The organism is Lactobacillus sp. ESL0791, assembly GCF_029433255.1.
Classification (GTDB): Bacteria; Bacillota; Bacilli; order Lactobacillales; family Lactobacillaceae; genus Lactobacillus.
The window spans coordinates 565,935-583,337 of the sequence record NZ_JAQTHU010000001.1; the positions used below are offsets into that span (position 1 = coordinate 565,935).

General features: G+C 40.0%; 17 protein-coding genes. All 17 read left to right on the forward strand.

The genetic code is table 11. The features are described from left to right. Positions 1-225 precede the first annotated feature (225 nt). The 17 genes from PT285_RS02725 (at position 226) to PT285_RS02795 (ending at position 17,399) form a co-directional block, all read left to right on the forward strand. Positions 226-1,821, forward strand: a complete 1,596-nt coding sequence (locus PT285_RS02725) for an ABC transporter ATP-binding protein (RefSeq protein ID WP_277147674.1) — start codon at positions 226-228, stop codon at positions 1,819-1,821. Then, positions 1,811-3,382, forward strand: a complete 1,572-nt coding sequence (locus tag PT285_RS02730) for an ABC transporter ATP-binding protein (protein WP_277147675.1) — start codon at positions 1,811-1,813, stop codon at positions 3,380-3,382. The genes PT285_RS02725 and PT285_RS02730 overlap by 11 nt, the downstream gene beginning before the upstream one ends. Before the next feature lie 125 nt (positions 3,383-3,507). Then, positions 3,508-4,377 (forward strand): DNA/RNA non-specific endonuclease, encoded by an 870-nt coding sequence (locus tag PT285_RS02735; protein ID WP_277147676.1) that lies wholly within the window; start codon positions 3,508-3,510, stop codon positions 4,375-4,377. A 33-nt stretch (positions 4,378-4,410) separates the two neighbouring features. Continuing rightward, positions 4,411-5,838: a C69 family dipeptidase gene (locus tag PT285_RS02740; RefSeq protein WP_277147677.1), complete on the forward strand. Its 1,428-nt coding sequence runs from the start codon at positions 4,411-4,413 to the stop codon at positions 5,836-5,838. 9 nt (positions 5,839-5,847) lie between these two features. Then, positions 5,848-7,275, forward strand: coding sequence for an SLAP domain-containing protein (locus PT285_RS02745; RefSeq protein WP_277147678.1), 1,428 nt, complete (start codon positions 5,848-5,850; stop codon positions 7,273-7,275). A gap of 59 nt (positions 7,276-7,334) precedes the next feature. Further along, positions 7,335-7,568, forward strand: coding sequence for a hypothetical protein (locus PT285_RS02750; RefSeq protein ID WP_277147679.1), 234 nt, complete (start codon positions 7,335-7,337; stop codon positions 7,566-7,568). A 175-nt stretch (positions 7,569-7,743) separates the two neighbouring features. Next, positions 7,744-7,836: a putative holin-like toxin gene (locus PT285_RS11415; RefSeq protein WP_374211458.1), complete on the forward strand. Its 93-nt coding sequence runs from the start codon at positions 7,744-7,746 to the stop codon at positions 7,834-7,836. A 337-nt stretch (positions 7,837-8,173) separates the two neighbouring features. Beyond that, positions 8,174-8,266, forward strand: a complete 93-nt coding sequence (locus tag PT285_RS11420) for a putative holin-like toxin (protein WP_374211458.1) — start codon at positions 8,174-8,176, stop codon at positions 8,264-8,266. Between the two features lie 495 nt (positions 8,267-8,761). Beyond that, positions 8,762-9,565: a CPBP family intramembrane glutamic endopeptidase gene (locus tag PT285_RS02755; protein ID WP_277147680.1), complete on the forward strand. Its 804-nt coding sequence runs from the start codon at positions 8,762-8,764 to the stop codon at positions 9,563-9,565. Between the two features lie 138 nt (positions 9,566-9,703). Next, complete coding sequence (cysS, locus tag PT285_RS02760) at positions 9,704-11,128, forward strand: cysteine--tRNA ligase (RefSeq protein WP_277147681.1); 1,425 nt, start codon at positions 9,704-9,706, stop codon at positions 11,126-11,128. Then, on the forward strand, positions 11,121-11,564 hold the full coding sequence (locus PT285_RS02765) for a Mini-ribonuclease 3 (RefSeq protein WP_277147682.1): 444 nt from the start codon (positions 11,121-11,123) through the stop codon (positions 11,562-11,564). Before cysS ends, PT285_RS02765 begins: the two co-directional genes overlap by 8 nt. Next, positions 11,545-12,312: a 23S rRNA (guanosine(2251)-2'-O)-methyltransferase RlmB gene (rlmB, locus tag PT285_RS02770; protein ID WP_277147683.1), complete on the forward strand. Its 768-nt coding sequence runs from the start codon at positions 11,545-11,547 to the stop codon at positions 12,310-12,312. The genes PT285_RS02765 and rlmB overlap by 20 nt, the downstream gene beginning before the upstream one ends. A 187-nt stretch (positions 12,313-12,499) precedes the next feature. After that, complete coding sequence (locus PT285_RS02775; protein WP_277147684.1) at positions 12,500-13,066, forward strand: sigma-70 family RNA polymerase sigma factor; 567 nt, start codon at positions 12,500-12,502, stop codon at positions 13,064-13,066. A gap of 72 nt (positions 13,067-13,138) precedes the next feature. Beyond that, on the forward strand, positions 13,139-13,354 hold the full coding sequence (locus PT285_RS02780) for a hypothetical protein (RefSeq protein WP_277147685.1): 216 nt from the start codon (positions 13,139-13,141) through the stop codon (positions 13,352-13,354). A 424-nt stretch (positions 13,355-13,778) separates the two neighbouring features. Then, positions 13,779-14,966, forward strand: coding sequence for an ABC transporter substrate-binding protein (locus PT285_RS02785; RefSeq protein ID WP_277147686.1), 1,188 nt, complete (start codon positions 13,779-13,781; stop codon positions 14,964-14,966). 347 nt (positions 14,967-15,313) lie between these two features. Then, on the forward strand, positions 15,314-16,504 hold the full coding sequence (locus tag PT285_RS02790) for an ABC transporter substrate-binding protein (protein WP_277147687.1): 1,191 nt from the start codon (positions 15,314-15,316) through the stop codon (positions 16,502-16,504). A gap of 16 nt (positions 16,505-16,520) precedes the next feature. Next, the gene (locus tag PT285_RS02795) at positions 16,521-17,399 is read left to right on the forward strand and encodes a branched-chain amino acid ABC transporter permease (protein WP_277150583.1); all 879 of its coding nucleotides are present in this window, start codon (positions 16,521-16,523) and stop codon (positions 17,397-17,399) included. The last annotated feature ends 4 nt before the right edge of the window (positions 17,400-17,403 follow it).

A 17,403-nucleotide genomic window follows, 5' to 3' on the forward strand; every position in this document is an offset into this window, starting at 1 on the left:
CTAAAAATAGTAAGTCCTCTTTCTAGAATACTACATAAATCCCTGAAATTATTAACTGAAAATTAAATATATTTAAAAATAATTTTATCTTGGTATAATATTTATAATCTTTAAACGAACTAATATCCATTTAGGAAGAAATGTGTTTTTAGCAAAAATGTTTGCCAAGACAGATGACTGTCTGCAAGCAAAAATAATTGTTCATAAGCAGAATGCGTGAGAATTATGCAGTTAAAAGGTTTAATCAAGATCAATTATTTAAGAGCTAGTACAATTTTGCTTTTAGAAATTGCCAATGCACTAGCAATTACTTACGGCTCGTATATTATTATTACGGCTTACAATCAACTAAGCGGCAATAATTTATTTTTGTTTGTACTAATTGTTGTTGCTAGTCTGGTCATGCAATTTGGCGGATACCTACTTTCTGCATTGGCAAATTACTTATTTAGCAAGCAAATCCAGGATTACATTCACCAGATTAGGTCGCAAATGATTAAGCATTATTATCAAAATAAGCCGCTAGCTGTTGCCAACATGCAAAATGAGCTGAACAATAATTTGCAAATTTTAACTGATAGCTATGCTAATCAGCTCCTCAATATCTTAAATTCGATTTTATTAGTTATTACTTCTATTGGAACACTGTTCATTTTAAATTGGCGCTTGGTCCTCTTAACAGTCGTTCTGGCACTTGTTACACTCTATATTCCGCGTTTTGCCCAAAAGCAAACTGCGGCAGCCACTGAAGAAATTGCTAAAAAGAATACAGCTTACTTGGCTAATATTCAAAATTGGTTTAATGGACTGGCCGAATTACGGCGGTATTTGGCTTTTTCTGTTTTGGACACAGTAATGCAGAAGCAAGGTTGGGGTTTGGAAAAGACATATGTCAGGCGGCAAAAGATTTGGTCGATTGTTGAATTCATTAATGGCTGTGCTAATTCATTTTCACAAATCGCAATTACAGTTGAAGCAGCACTGCTTTTCTTTCAAGGAAGTATTTCATTTGGAGCGATCTTTGCCGTCGGGAATTTTTCATCCAGTATTTTTGCCGGCATTTTAACGATCACAACTTCGTTAACGAGAATGCAATCAGCTAAACCAATTAATGGGCGAATTTTACATTTACGAGTTTGCTTGGATAATAAAACTTGTCCGCATGCACAGTTTTCTGCAATCAAGACCAGAAATTTAAGTATTGCTTACAGCAGCGGGCAAAAAATTTCTTATCCGGATTTAACAATTACCAAGGGTGAGAAGATATTATTAACTGGTGATAGCGGCGTTGGCAAGTCAACTTTGTTTAAATTGTTACTGGGGGAAATCAAACCAGCAACTGGGCAAATTGTTTTCCAAGATGATGTTGGCAAGACGCAGAACCGTGCTGCCTTTCAAATAGGCTATATTCCTCAAGACGGCACACTTTTTCCGGCTTCCATTCAAGAAAACATTACGATGTTTGACCAAAATTTGGATTCTCAAGTTGATGACACTCTCAAAGAAGTCGAGCTAGCCCAAAATCTTCAGCAAACAGCTAAAGGAAAGACAGTTAAAATCAACCTTGATAATCCCAATATCTCTGGTGGGCAAAAGCAAAAAATCATTCTGGCAAGAAATGAAATTAGACAAAAACAAATTTTATTAGCCGATGAGCCGACTAGTGCAATTGATAAAGTCACAAGTAAGCAGATTCTGACCAAATTGTTGGCAGGTAAACAAACAATAATTGTGATTGCACATAATCTTGACCAAGCGACAAAAAATTTATTTGACCGTGAGATTCATTTATGTAAAAGAGATGACAGCAATGAGCTTTAAAGGATTATATTCGATTAATAAACCAAGAATGATCGCCCTGTTAATCTTAGAATTTATTACTTCGGGCTTAGTAATTGGTACTAGCTATCTTACAACTTACATTTTCACCTTCATTAGAGCTAAGAATTGGCATGCCTTTTTAACTTTTATGAGTTATGAATTAGTCGCATTTTTGCTTAGTTATCTTGGGATGAACTGTTGTCAGTTTTGGATTGAAAAGCAAATTCAGGAATACAATCATCTCGTGAGAAAGCAGCTGGTTAAGCATTATTTCTATGATAATCAGGATCACCCGGTTAGTCAGTTGCAGAACAGATTAACTAATGACCTGAATATCATTAAGTCTTCGGATTTAAGCGTTTATACCGATATTCCCTATTATTTAGCACAAGTGCTTTTTGCAATGATTGGTTTATTTTCTTTTCACTGGAGCTTATTAATTGCTGTGCTCATTCTAGCGTTGCTTAATTTTAAATTGCCGCAATTGTTAAGGCCAATGATGAAAAGAGCGGCAAATAAACTTTCACAAGCAAATAAAAGCTATTTGGATACGACGGAAAAGTGGTTAAACGGTTTAGCCGAATTGCAAAACTTTATGGCGGGCAAAAAATTGTCTCAGGAAATGGCACATGCTTCTGAAAATTTAGAAAGTGCTAATGTTAAAAGAACTAAGACCGTTCAGGCTCTTAGCATTTTGAACAAAGCTACTTCCTTGTTTTTACAATTTACTCTGCTGACAATTACAGCCTACTTGATTACGAAACACATGATTATTTTTGGTGTGATTGCAACGGTTCAACGCTTTAGCCAATCTTTGACTGGCGGTTTCCAGATGCTGACCAATGAACTTGGACAGATTTCTTCAGTTGGCGATTTGAATAAGGCGATTAAAAAGGATAGAACGAAATTGTCTACCAAGAAAGAAGTCGTTGAACCGGCAACCCTTTCTGTTACCAATCTTTCGTATCAGTTTAAGAATGGCAAGCAGATTGCTTTTCCTGATTTTAATATTAAGAGCAATGACAAGGTTCTTATCTTAGGACCGTCGGGCAGCGGAAAAAGCACTTTGTTTCAGCTGCTAGGCAATAAAATTAATCCTGATAAGGGGCAAATTATTTTTAAAGATAAAAATGGCAGCAATATTTCACCAGAGAAAATTAAAATAGGCTACATTCCACAGGAACCCGTTTTGTTTCCAGCGTCGATTAGCGACAATATAACCATGTTTGATCATGAACTAGAGCCAGGGGTTAAACAAATTGTTGCGGATGTTTATTTAAAAGACGACCTTGATAAATTTGCCAATAAATTAGCAACCAGAATTAATTTAAACAATCTGAATGTTTCCGGCGGCCAGCGGCAAAAAATAGTTCTGGCAAGAACTTGGCTTCATGAGTATAAATTTGTTTTGCTGGATGAAGCGACATCTGCAATTGATCAGGCAACCACGGAAAAGATTTTGCAAAGATTGTGTCATAGCAATGCCACGATTCTGTTTATTGCGCATAATTTGAGCCAATCTTCAATTAAGCTCTTTGATCAGGTAATTAGAATTGGTTAGGTTAAAAAAGTGCTTCTGCTAATTATTATGGAGCACTTTATTACTTTTTTAATACCATAATTTCATTGCAAACAAATGTTCGATTTGCTATACTTACTCTTGAATTATCTAGAAAGAGCAGACTGATGGCAAGAAGACGCAGAAAAAAGAAAAATTCTAATAGCTTATTAACGCTGGTTATCATTATTATTGCGCTGCTTTGGGGCGTTGGCACCAAGGGCGGCAGTGATCCGAACGGGAGCAAGACCGTCAAGGATTTCACGGATGGAACGACCAAGGTTTCGCCGCGCAAAGAATTGAGGCAGGCTAAACCAGCCAATAAAATTTATGGCGGCTTGTCCCACGCAGATTATGAAAAGCTGGCCAAGCTTGATTTTAAAAGCGGCGGCGCTGCCTACATAACTGTCAACAATGATAAATCAACCCTAATTAAGCATGCCTGGAAGGTTAACCGGGTAATTTATTCTGATCTGGACAGTCTGAACCGCACCTCACATTCCAATACCGCCTTTATTGAAAAACGAAATGTGGCCAATGATAGTCTGCGGGTGCGGCAATTTATTGAACCGACGGCCTGGCATTACAACCGCCGTGATGGTGAACAAATCTATAATCGGGGGCATTTGATTGCTTATTCCGTGTCCGCGGGCATCGACCAGGAGGGTAATTATGAGCCCGATAATCGTTCGGGTGACCAAAATAATCCTAAAAATCTTTTCACACAGTCGGCTTTTTCCAACCAGCGGATTCAAACAGTTTTTGAAAGTAAAGTCCGGGAAGCACTGCGGGAAAATAAAAAAGTGCTTTACCAGGCAACACCGATTTTTCGCGGTAATGAGCTGATGGCGCGGGGCATTAACTTGCAGGCCGTGTCAACAGACGGCAGCCTGGATTTTAATGTCTATTTATTTAATGTTCAGCCCGGATATTTGTTTGATTATCAGAATGGTCACGTAAAAATTGCTCACAACCTGCAAGTTAATAGTAGAATATAGATATATATTTTTACTAAGCGAAGAGGGGACGAAATGAAAAAAGATAATTGTACAGCAATTTTGGTCGGTAAAGACGCAACGATTGATGGTTCCACCATCATTGCCCGTGATGAAGACGGGTATGGCGGCATAAATGAAAAAGTTTTTGTTCTGAATCCTGCTAAAACCTACAATGAAGACTATGTTTCAAATTATAATGGTTTTAAAATGCATCTTACAGGCAAGGGCTGCAAGTGGACCGCGACACCCACTGCTGACAGCAGCGCCGGCCGCTGGGATGAGCAGGGGATCAACGAATATAATGTTGCCATGTCGGCGACCGAAACGGAAATGACGAATGCTCGCTGTTTGGGGCACGATCCACTGGTTAAGGCTGGGATTAACGAGGATTCCATGCTTTATCTGACCCTGCCTTTTGTTAAGACAGCCCGTGAGGGCGTTGCACGTCTTGGAGCATTAATTGAAAAATACGGCACCGGTGAGAGTAACGGCATTGCTTTTTCCGATAACAAAGAAGTCTGGTACTTTGAAACTGGTGCCGGGCACCAATGGGTGGCAGCCCGCATTCCCGACGATTCTTACGCAATTTGTCCGAATCTAATGGTCATTCAAAACGTAGATTTTGCTGATGCGGATAACTTTATGTTTGCTTCCACCCTGCAGGATTTTGTGAGCAAAAATAATTTAAATGCGGCAAACGATGACAGTTTCAACTTTCGGGATATTTTCGGAACGCAAGATGAAGCGGACAGCTACTATAACACACCGCGGACGTGGTACGGACAGAAACTGTTTAATCCGCATGTTGTGCAGGAACCAACCAGCCAGGAAATGCCCTTTACAAGAAAACCGGAAAAGAAAATCGGTGTTGAGGATGTTCAGCGCTTTTTGACCAGCCATTATAATGAAACACCGTATGATCCGATGGGCACTTTTGCATCGGGCAGCCCGAAAGAGCAGAAAATGTTTCGGGCAATTGCTCTGGACCGTAATCAGGAATCCAGTATCTTGCAGATTAGGAACGATGTTCCGGCCAAATTTGCGGCCGTTCAGTGGCTTAATATGGGCTTTTATGCTTATTCGCCTTATGTACCTTTTTATACCAATATCGATGATACACCGGCGAATTACCAGGTTGCCGACCAGATGGTTGACCCTGACCGGAGTGCATATTGGTTGTATAAGGTACTGCAGGTTGTGGTTGAGCCGCGCTACCACCAGTTTATTTATCAGGTCAACGCTTACCGGGATGAGTGTCAAAGCTATGCGATAAGCCGAATTGAGGAAATTGATCGCGAGGCGAAGGCAGACGTGGGGACAGCGCTGGTTAAGTATTTGACCAATGCAAATATTAAGACGGCTGCGGAGATCACGAAGAAAACCAAGAAACTACTCAGCTCGCTTGTCCGGCAGACACTGAATTCATCTAAATATCAGTTTGAACGCGGCGACAACTTGTAGGAGCTGAAAATGAGTTTTAAACGAAAAATTATTACTGGGATGGCAGCCGTGCTGCTTGCTGCCAGTCCGGCAATTTTGCCAAGCAGTAACGTGCAGGTCGTAGAAGCAGCCAAAAAGAATAAGCTGACATTGCTGCGGGATGCATATTTTTATAATAAAAATGGGCAACGTGTCAAGATCAGCAAAGCTTCTGGTGTCCCCGATATGCATCGAAATGAGCAGGGTTACTGGTATGCCGCAAGTTACGACAAGATAACCTATACTGGTAAAACCAGAAAACTTAAGGGCCATACTTATTACCAGCTGGACAAAACGACCTTCTTGAGAGATTCGGATATTGCAACCGTTAATGGCAAGAGCCTGCAACAAGGGAAGCTGCTTCTTAATCATCAGGCAGCTGTTTATAATAAGAATGGTCAGCGTAAAAACATTAAAAGCCTGGCTAAGAATATCTTAGTTAAGTATGCTGGTAAAGTGCAGCCGAAGACTGCTAAACAAAAATATTACCTTGTTAGTGGTGATACCTCTAATGTGGGGACAGAAACTAAAACAGCATTGGCAACCAAAAAAATCAAGGGCAAAGAATATTATTCATTGGGTCGCAATCGCTATCTGAGAGCTGATAATGTCGGCTATATTGATGGACTTAAACAATTTTATGACGGTCCGGTCTATGTCACGCTGGCTGCTAATGCCACTACAGAAAATTTGGATATGTCCGACAAAACTAGAAAGTTAAAAAAGGGACAGAAAATTAAGGTTGGCCTGAAGATTTATGATAAAGAGGACGATGATGATGAAGTTTCAGAATATTATCGGCTATATAATTACCCTAAAGAATACATTACCGCATATTCTTGTGCTAAACCGCGACCTGATTTAGAGCCAATTAATTCAGCGGATGTGTTCCTCTATGGTGTCATTCCAACTAAAGAAACACCAGTCTACACGATTGATGGCAAAAAAGATGCAGGCAAAACCGCTTTTAAACCGGGAAAGAGAATAAATGTTGATAGCTTGATGTATATTTGGGTGCCGGATGAGCAAAAAGCTGAGCTTTTCTATCATGTACTAAATTTGGATGAGCCAGCCGATAATAAGGCAATTTCTGATACTGAATTTGTTAAGACAAGTGATGTTAAATTTGTTACTTATACCAAATTAACGCCACTCAACACGGCGACAGAAGCCCAGGACGATATTGCCGTGGCTGCGCCTGATGATAAGCTGGAATTAACAACTTTGATTAACAAGAAAATAGAGATTCCTCAAGGTTCCGGCACTTTGCGAGATAATTATGAAGTGGCGCTTGTGCTGGCTCAATCTGCTAATGATTCTAAAACAGCTACTTTGGCGCAAGTTAAGTTAGCCAGCTGGCAGTTAAAGAATTGCGAAGCTAGGTTAGCGGAGTTTGCTTCTGTGACAAGCAAAAAATAAAAACGATTCTTAATCGCGACAGTCTAAGTGGCTGTCGTTTTTGTAACTTCTATCCTTTTTTGCAAGATATAAATGCTGGCCAGAATATTGCAAATTTAAAACTAGTAAATGAAAATTCTCTTGGCTATACTGGTTACTCAGGAACATTTAATGGGTCTTCTGTTAAATTTGCCGATGAAGCTTTTAAAAGTTTAAAGAAGAACTTAACAACTGCAAAAATAACTGAAATTGCTATTGGCGCTCATGTATTAGATAATGGTGAAATTTATGTTTGTGTTGGGGAAACGCACTGATTGCTTTTGAATGGGTAGAGTTGTTACCGCAAATTTCTCAAATGCTGAAGCAATATAATAATTTTTTGCTATAATTAATCATGAACACAGCAAAGAGTTTTAAGGGTAGTGGTCATTTTTCTAAAAAAGGAGAGGGTGCCAATGGTACGAAAATCCACAGAAAGGAATTTGACCGATGAGCGTTACCGATTTGCTTGCAACTCTGTTTGCATTTGGATCGTTTCTGCTGATGTTGTTGACATATATCGACAATCATCACAAAAAATGACGGCACTAAAAAACTACCTCGTTTTAACTTTGGTAGGTTACAGGTAGCTTTTTAGTTATACTATAATTGACCACCGCTCTTTAAGCGGAAGCTGTAGTTCAGAAGATGTCCCCTTTTGTAATGGGGCTTCTTTTTTATTCTACATCAGTATTGTAACATGATTTCACTTGGATAGATAGCTTTGTGACTATAAATTTCATAAAGCTTAAAGCAATATAATAATTTTTTTGCTATAATTAATCATGAACACAGCAAAGAGTTTTAAGGGTAGTGGTCATTTTTCTAAAAAAGGAGAGGGTGCCAATGGTACGAAAATCCACAGAAAGGAATTTGACCGATGAGCGTTACCGATTTGCTTGCAACTCTGTTTGCATTTGGATCGTTTCTGCTGATGTTGTTGACATATATCGACAATCATCACAAAAAATGACGGCACTAAAAAACTACCTTGTTTTAACTTTGGCTAGTTACAGGTAGCTTTTTAGTTATTATTACTGACCACCGCTCTTTAAGCGGGAGCTGTAGTTCAAAAGATGTCCCCTTTTGTGTTGGGGCTTCTTTTTTGTCTACACTTGTATTGTAACATGATTTCATTTGGATAGATAGATTTTTAATTTCATTATTTTGTATTAATATTTTGGTATTATGAACGATTTTGAACAATTATGAATGATTTTGAACGAAAAACAAGCACCTTTTGATGCATTGCTCACGAAAATTGTTCAAATTGGGAACAAATATTTTGTATCTTATGGGAAATAAACAGCTAAAGCAGTTGCTAAATAAGTGAGCAATTTATTTGCTTCAAATTTAAAATTCTGGGAAATTTCAAAATTTGAAAGTGTAAATAATAATTACTGATCGTCTAAATTAATTTAAATCATTTGTGAAGGTAATTATAGTAAATTTAGTTAAAGGAGTCTTAATGAATTTAGGAAAACAAAACAAGAGTGTCTGGTCGGTAATTCTTATTTGGCTTGGTATCTTGGTAGCCTTTACGGTAATTGCGCTTCTGTGCATGATTATCCCCAGTTTATTTGCGTCTGTGTTATATCATTGGTCTGCAATTGGTAAAGCCGAATGTAGGCAGATTGGTAATAACCTACTGATTATTTTTACCGTCCTTAGATATGTAATTGCTGTTTGGCTGCTCTGTCTTGCTAATAAATATTGGTTTAAGGAAAAATTGTCTTTTAATAATTGGCACTGGTCATGGAACGTGATTATTGTCACAGTTGCTGCACTGATATTCTATCTTTATAATTTTTCTACACTGCAAATTGGTTTTAATGTAACCGATATGTCTAATCTCTGCTTTACCTTCGGCCCTGCAATTTTCGAAGAAATTTGGTTTCGCGGGATCGTATTATTGACTTTGGTTAAGGTTTTTAGCCAGCATAGGCATGGCATTTTGCAGGCGCTATTTCTCAGTGCCATAATGTTTGGCTGTATTCACCTCTTTTTCTCGGATATGACTTTATCTGATACCGTTTTGAATGCCTGTGGCGCGGCCGGTACTGGCCTGCTTTTTGGTGCACTGTATTTGCGGACCAAGAATTTGCTCTTGCCAATGGTGCTCCATTTTGCGGCAGATTTTGGTGCTAACTTTTTAGCGACGACAGCGCTTAATGATTTGTCGCTGGTGTCAATTGTTGTTCAAATACTTGTCGATATTGTGTTTGCCCTCTTCTTATTAAGAAAAACCTTAGTAAGGGATATTCTTAGTTAGAATTAATTAGCAATTGTGCAAATGCCTAATTGTTGGCCCGAAGGCTAGCAGATCAGGCATTTTTTGCTTTAATAATTATTTTTCACTATAGTTCTGCTAAAATAAAGAGAGCATATATTTTAAGAAAGGTTAATATTCGTGAAAATTTATAACACGCTGACGAGAACAAAAGAAGAATTTCATCCTTTACATCAGGGCAAGATTTCGATGTATGTCTGTGGGCCGACTGTCTACAATTACATTCATATTGGTAATGCCCGCAGCGCGATTGCCTTTGATACCATTCGCCGCTATTTTGAATATCGGGGTTATCAGGTTAATTATGTGTCTAACTTTACCGATGTTGACGACAGGATGATTAACGAGGCGCGGGCCGAAGGAATCAGTGTTCCGCAACTGGCTGAGCGTTTCATTAATGCCTATCTGGAAGATACAAAGGCGTTAAATATTGAACCCGCAAGTCTGCATCCGCGGGCAACCGAAGAAATACCAGCCATTATTGCTTTTATTGAGAAGCTGCTTGCTAAGGGCTATGCCTATGAAGTTGACGGCGACGTTTATTACCGTACTAAAAAATTTAAAAATTATGGGCAACTAAGCGAGCAAAATATTGGCAGCCTTGAAGAAGGAGCTTCCCAGCACATTAATGAAGTTGAACAAGAACGCAAAGAAGATCCGATTGATTTTGCACTGTGGAAGGCGCAAAAAGAACCTGATGAAATTGCGTGGTCATCACCTTGGGGAATGGGTCGGCCGGGCTGGCATATTGAATGTTCGGTAATGTCGACCAAGTATTTGGGCGAAACGATTGATATTCACGGTGGTGGTCAGGATTTGGAATTTCCCCACCATGAAAATGAGATTGCCCAAAGTGAAGCTGCGACCGGTAAGAAATTTGTTAATTATTGGCTGCATAATGGTTTTGTGACGGTTGGTAAAGAGCAGGAAAAAATGTCCAAGTCACTGCATAATTTTGTAACGGTTCATGACTTGCTTAAAACGGTTGATCCGCAGGTGCTGCGCTTCTTTATGGCAAGCGTGCAGTACCGTAAGCAAATCAATTATTCACAAGAAAATTTGCAGCAGGCGGAAATTATCCTGAAACGCTTTAAAAATACTTTGCAGGAACTTGACTATCGTTTGGCTGATGCTACAGATAGTTTGTCTGCACCGGCTTTGCGTGCAGCCGTTGCGGCAACGAAGACTGACTTTGAAGCAGCGATGGATGATGATTTCAACGTGCAGAATGCACTGACGACACTCTATAATTTATTACCACTGATTAATGAAAATCTCAATTTAGCTAAAGTTGATAAGGATGAGTTAGCGAAGCTGAATAATTTACTTAAGTCGTGGCTGGGTGTTTTTGGCATTGATACAGAAAAATTAATTGCGAAAACAGCAGGTACAGAAGATGACCAGATTACCGCACTTGTACTAAAACGGGACGCTGCGCGTAAAAATAAGGATTGGGCATTGAGTGATCAATTGCGCGATCAGTTAAAAGAACTGGGGGTAACCGTGAAAGATACCCCGCAAGGGACTAGGTGGACACGTGACTAAAATAAAAAAATTGGTGGAAGAAGAGATTAATCCGGATACGCTGAGTGGCCAAACGCTGGCATACTTGGGGGATGCGGTTTATGAAGTTTATATCCGGCGGCATTTGCTTAAAGGCGGGATTGTCCGTCCCCAAGTTTTGCAGCGCGAAGCCACCCATTATGTTTCGGCTAAAGCACAGGCAGCACTGATTACCAAGTTGCAGGATGAAGGCCGCTTAACGGAAGAAGAAATTGCAATTTTTCACCGCGGTCGCAATGCTAAAAGTCATACCAAGGCGAAGAATACGAGCTTAGGGACATACCAGATTTCGACCGGCTTTGAAGCGGTCTGGGGCTATCTTGATTTACTCGGTAAAGATGAGCGAATTAAAGAACTGACCTTGTGGTGTATTGAAACGGTAGAAAATGGTGGAATCGATGAATACAAATTCGACTGATGAAAATAAAGATTTTGTTTTTGGCCGGCACAGTGGGTTAGATTTTTTAAAAACGCAGAATGCGGATAAAATCAACAAGGTATTTTTACAGCAGGGAGCACAAGAAAGTTTTGCTAATCAGGTTTATGGCTTGGCTAAGAAAAAGCGGCTGGTTGTGCAGGAAGTTCCGCGAAATAAACTTGATCGCTTAGTTCAAGGACAGAATCATCAGGGTTTGGTTTTGGCTGTTTCAAGTTTTAAATATGCTGCTTTAGATGAATTGCTCCAGCAATTTGAACAAGACAATAAAGAGCCTTTTTTATTGATGCTTGATTCGATTGAGGATCCCCATAATTTAGGATCAATTTTGCGGACTTGTGACGCAACGGGTGTAGATGCCGTGATTATTCCTAAGCGCCGTGCAACTGGGTTAACGTCTGTGGTTGCTAAAACTTCCACTGGAGCGATTGACTATGTGCCTGTTTGCCGTGTTAATAATTTAGTGCAGACAGCACAAATGTTGAAAAAGCGTGGCTACTGGCTGTTTGGCACCGATATGGCGGGAACGGACTACCGGCAGTGGAATGCTAAGGGCAAAACTGTTCTGGTAATTGGTAACGAAGGCAAAGGGATTGCTCCTCTGCTGAAAAAGCAAATGGATCAAACACTTACCTTACCGATGGTGGGGCATGTGCAATCGCTAAATGCCAGTGTTGCTACGGGAATTTTGCTTTACCAGATGCTGAATAGCAGAAATTCGGTAAAATAGTTAAATTCATTTAGATATCACAAAATTTGCAAACTTTTATGTAATCTTATTTTTACATATTTACGTTTGCTTTTTCTTTGCCAAAACAATTTTTTCTTTCTGTTAGCTTTGAACATCAGTTTTGTTTTTTTGGTATCCGTCATTTTATAAGCTCCTTCATAAATGATTATTTAAGGAGGAATACAAAATGGCGAAACTTAAAATGAATCCAAAAAGAGAACTGACCTTAATCAAGCGCATTCGGCAAAATGATGATCAGGCCTTACCCGAGCTGTGCTTTTATTATCAACCGTTGATCAATAATGTTAAGAAAAGCTACTTTGTCCGCGATTATGATGACCAGGATTGGGACCAAGAAGCAATGATTGTCTGCCACCAGGCGGCCATAGATTATTCGCCGGATAAGGGGCATTTTGGTTCTTATTTTAAGAGGCGGTTGAATAATCATGCAACGTCATTGCTGCGGCGTGATTTGGCTTATCGCAGGCGCGCTTCTAAAGAAGCCATCTCGTGGGAAGCATTTTTAACTACGGAGGACGCATGCAGCTTTATGCCGCAAATTAATTATTTTTTATCAATTCCGGCGAGTGAAAGTTATACAGAATTTTTAGACAGTCTATCGAATTTGGAAATGAAGGCTTTGCTAGTTATTTTGGGTGAAGTCAGCCTAGAAGAAGTAGAAATTGACCGGTTGACATTGATCAGGGCAAGGTCGCGCGTGATGCAAAAGCTGCGCAAAGTGCTGCTTAATTAGCGTTTTACTAGAAGATGACGTCCAACGAGGCTATAATTTGATTTGTAGAATATTTTTAGGAGGTAATTTAAGATGGCAGAACTAGAAAAAACTGCATTGTTGGACCGTTACATGGATGAAGTATTTGACTGGAGTGATTCAAAGATTCCGGTCAGGGATGCCCTTTGGGACTATTTCATGGAAAAGAATGGTAGAGATACCATTAAGACGGAAGAAGATATGCTTCCATTTTTGAACGACTCTGATGATAAGATCGAAGCCTTCGTCAACAAAAATCTTAAGAAGTAAATCCAACTAATAATGATGTTCTACGCCCGGTGGTTACGCATTAGTTTAACCACTAAAGAAGACAGCTGCTCAATTAAGTGACTGTCTTTTCGTTTGGAAAGATAAAAAAGATTTTAAAATTAGCTTGACACTAGAAATGAGTCATTTATAATTTAGTTGTTAAATATAGATGAAAGTCAGAGGAGGGTACTTTAATGGAAAAACAAATAATAAAATTTTTAGACATTAGAGTATATTCTGCTCAAAAAATAGAGGCCTTGTTGTTGCGCTATCGGACTTAACTAGATTACTTATATTGGTAATTATCAGAGTTAAGTCCTTGTTTGCGTTCCTTAATGACGGGGCTTAGCTGGTAAATAGAGCCTCGTTCATTATTGAACGGGGTTTTTATTTTGGCTGAAGTTAGTTTAAGGAGAAAGATATTATGAAAAAGATGCGAAAAACAATGATGACAGTAATGGCTGCTGCGACAGCGTTAATGCTAACGGGCTGCGGCGCCAAAAGCAGTAGCCACGGTAATAAGCAGGATGCTGATACCGTTAAAATCGGGGTTAACATGGAACTATCCGGGTCGGCTGCAGGTTACGGTAATGCGGAAAAACAGGGAATTGAATTAGCAACTTCCGAAATCAATAAGGCCGGCGGCATCAATGTTAACGGCCACAAGAAAAAGATCAAACTGGTAATCCGTGATAATAAAACGGCAACGACCACTTCCTCCTCAATTGCTGCGCAATTAACAACTAAGGATAAGGTAGCTGCAATTGTCGGGCCAGCAACGACCAATGCGGGGACGGCCCAAATACCTAATATTACCAAAGCTTCTGTTGCCAGCGTCAGTCCGTCGGCAACTGATCCGGGTTATACGCTGCAAAAGAACGACAAGGTGCAGCCATATGTCTTTCGGGCTTGTTTCCAGAATAATTTCCAGGGTGAAAGTGCCGCTAAATTTATGGCACAAACATTAAAGGTTAAGCGAGTTGCCGTTTATGCCGATAATTCCAGTGACTATGGTACAGGATTAGCCAATGCCTTCAAGAAGACTTTTACCGGAAAAATTGTCGACAGTCAAACGTATTCAGAAGGTGATAAGGACTTTAATGCGGTTCTAACCTCGTTTAAGTCAAAGAAAATCGATGCAATTTATGTTCCAGGCTATTACACCGAAGCTGGGCTGATTATCAAGCAAGCACGGCAGATTGGTATCAAGGCGCCGATCGTTGGCAGTGACGGCATGGCCGATCCGAAACTAGCACAAATTGCCGGTAAACAGAGTGCAACCAATGTTTATTACACGACACCATTTTCACTTCAGGTTGCTAAGAAAAATCCTGTTGCTGTAAAATTTATGAACGCATTTCGTGCCCGTTACCATGTTGCTGCACCAACATTTTCAGCTTTAGCTTATGATGCGGTTTATATGGTCAAGTCGGCAATTGAATCTGAGAAATCTGATGATTCAGCGAAAGTTGCTGCCGGATTAGCCAAGATTAAGGACTTTGATGGTGTTACAGGTAAAATTACCGTCAACAAGACCCATGACCCAGAAATGCCGATTGCTGTTGAAGAGATGACTAACGGCAAGGTGACGAATTCGTTTAGTGTCAAATAATTAAAAAAAGCAAACATAATGTGCAAAAAATTTTTTCTACTGAGAAACTTGACAGCCGGAAATAGAAGTTTATAATTTTGTTTATTAAATAAAAATGATATACATGGGAGGATAAATTAATGATAAACCAAGGAATTACTACAAAAATTATTATTAATTTGTTTTCCGTGCAAAAGATTGAGATTTTGCTGCGGTGAGGACTTGACTTGTGCACAATTAAAGTTAAGCCCTAGTTTGCGTTTATCATTGACCGGGGCTGACAGTAAGACTTAAACCTCGGTCACTAATCTGACTGAGGTTTTTCATTAATTATGTAATTCATGATTATTTGGTAGAGGAGAGGAATTATGAAGAAAACGACGAAAAAATTAATGACGGTATTTTCAGCTGTGGCGGCAACAATGATGCTTGCTGGTTGTAGCGTAGCGAAAAACAGCTCAAAAGGCACAAAGCAGGATGACAAGACTGTTAAAATTGGAATGAACATGGAATTGTCGGGGGCAACGGCTGGTTATGGCAACGCTGAAAAAAACGGGATTGACCTTGCTGTTTCTGAGATCAATCAAGCTGGCGGCATCAATGTTAACGGCCACAAGAAAAAGATTAAACTGATTACCCGTGACAACAAGAGTTCGAATACGACCTCGGCTTCAGTTGCTGCCCAATTGGTAAATAAAGATAAAGTAGCAGTTGTTGTTGGACCGGCGACAACTAATGCTGCAACTGCAGAAATTCCGAATGTCACCAAGGCAAGCGTTGTTGGCTTGAGTCCTTCGGCTACGGATCCTAATTATACCCTGCAGAAAAATGGCAAGGTGCAGCCGTTTGTCTTTCGGGCTTGCTTCCAGGATAACTTCCAAGGAACAAGTGCAGCCAAGTTTGCCGATGATACGCTGCATGCTAAACGAGTAGCAATTTATGCGGATAATTCTAGTGACTACGGTACTGGGCTAGCTAAGGCCTTTAAGAAGACTTTCAAGGGTAAAGTTGTTGATATGCAGAATTATTCAGCAGGTGATAAGGACTTTAACGCCGTTTTAACTTCTTTTAAAGCTAAGAAAGTTGATGCAATTTATGTTGCTGGCTACTACACTGAAGCCGGACTAATTGTTAAGCAGGCAAGGCAGATGGGCATCAAAGTACCGATCCTTGGCGGTGATGGCATGGCTGATCCGAAGTTTGTACAAATTGCTGGTCAGAGCGCCACTAATATTTATTACACGACGCCGTTTTCTAACAGCGCAGCAACGAAGAATCCAGTTGCACTTAAATTTATGAAGGCTTATAAGGCACGTTATAACGAAGCGGCCCCAACATTTTCAGCTTTAGCTTACGATGCGGTTTACATGGTTAAGGCAGCGATCGAATCTGAAAAATCTGACGATTCAGTTAAAATTGCCGATGGTTTAGCCAAATTAAAAGATTTCCCGGGAGTATCGGGCAAGATCACGATGAATAAGACGCACGATCCGGAAATGCCGATCACGATGGTAAAACTGGTCAACGGTAAAATTAATAAGGCGTTCAGTGTTAAATAAGTAAGGGATGGTCAATTTGCAAACTGTTTTGCAGCAGGTAATTAATGCCTTGTCGCTGGGTGCGGTCTACGCTTTGTTAGCGCTGGGCTACACGATGGTTTACGGTATTATTAAACTAATCAATTTTGCTCATGGAGATATTTATATGCTAGGGGCCTTCTGGGCTTACTATGTTATTAACTTTTGGCATTTAAACTTCATCGGTGCTTTATTATCATCAATGGTTATTGGCGCACTGTCGGGTGTGGTGATTGAATATTTTGCCTACCGGCCTCTGCGTAATTCCCCACGAATTGCGGTGTTGATCACAGCAATTGGGGTTTCCTTCCTATTAGAGAATGGAATGTCCTATCTGTTCGGCGCCAATCCGCGGAGTTTTCCGCAGGTAATTAAGCAGTTTAATTTCAATATTGGCGGTGTGCTGATTTCTAACATTCAAATTTTGATTTTAGCGACCGCGCTGATTTTAATGGTTTTGCTGCAAATTATTATTCAAAAAACCAAAATGGGCCGTGCCATGCGGGCCGTTTCGGTCGATCCGGAGGCAGCCGAGCTTGTGGGGGTTGATGTTAACCACACGATTTCCTTTACTTTTGCTTTAGGTTCGGCTTTGGCTGGTGCCGCCGGTGTCTTAATTGGGATGTACTACAACTCAATTGACCCATTGATGGGCATGACCCCTGGGATTAAGGCCTTCGTTGCTGCCGTTTTGGGCGGCATCGGTTCTATTCCTGGTGCTTCGGTTGGCGGCTTCTTGATCGGAATTTTGGAGACATTCTTCCAGTCAATCGGCTTGTCGGCGTATAAGGATGCCGTTGTTTACCTTGTTTTGATTATTATTTTGCTCTTCTTACCGTCCGGAATTTTCGGCAAAAATACTAGGGAAAAGGTGTAGGTGG

Coding starts and splice junctions, on each gene's coding strand:
- PT285_RS02725 (WP_277147674.1), top strand. CDS start 226: ATGCAGTTAAAAGGTTTAATCAAGATCAATTATTTAAGAGCTAGTACA.
- PT285_RS02730 (WP_277147675.1), top strand. CDS start 1,811: ATGAGCTTTAAAGGATTATATTCGATTAATAAACCAAGAATGATCGCC.
- PT285_RS02735 (WP_277147676.1), top strand. CDS start 3,508: ATGGCAAGAAGACGCAGAAAAAAGAAAAATTCTAATAGCTTATTAACG.
- PT285_RS02740 (WP_277147677.1), top strand. CDS start 4,411: ATGAAAAAAGATAATTGTACAGCAATTTTGGTCGGTAAAGACGCAACG.
- PT285_RS02745 (WP_277147678.1), top strand. CDS start 5,848: ATGAGTTTTAAACGAAAAATTATTACTGGGATGGCAGCCGTGCTGCTT.
- PT285_RS11415 (WP_374211458.1), top strand. CDS start 7,744: ATGAGCGTTACCGATTTGCTTGCAACTCTGTTTGCATTTGGATCGTTT.
- PT285_RS11420 (WP_374211458.1), top strand. CDS start 8,174: ATGAGCGTTACCGATTTGCTTGCAACTCTGTTTGCATTTGGATCGTTT.
- PT285_RS02755 (WP_277147680.1), top strand. CDS start 8,762: ATGAATTTAGGAAAACAAAACAAGAGTGTCTGGTCGGTAATTCTTATT.
- rlmB (WP_277147683.1), top strand. CDS start 11,545: ATGAATACAAATTCGACTGATGAAAATAAAGATTTTGTTTTTGGCCGG.
- PT285_RS02775 (WP_277147684.1), top strand. CDS start 12,500: ATGGCGAAACTTAAAATGAATCCAAAAAGAGAACTGACCTTAATCAAG.
- PT285_RS02780 (WP_277147685.1), top strand. CDS start 13,139: ATGGCAGAACTAGAAAAAACTGCATTGTTGGACCGTTACATGGATGAA.
- PT285_RS02785 (WP_277147686.1), top strand. CDS start 13,779: ATGAAAAAGATGCGAAAAACAATGATGACAGTAATGGCTGCTGCGACA.
- PT285_RS02790 (WP_277147687.1), top strand. CDS start 15,314: ATGAAGAAAACGACGAAAAAATTAATGACGGTATTTTCAGCTGTGGCG.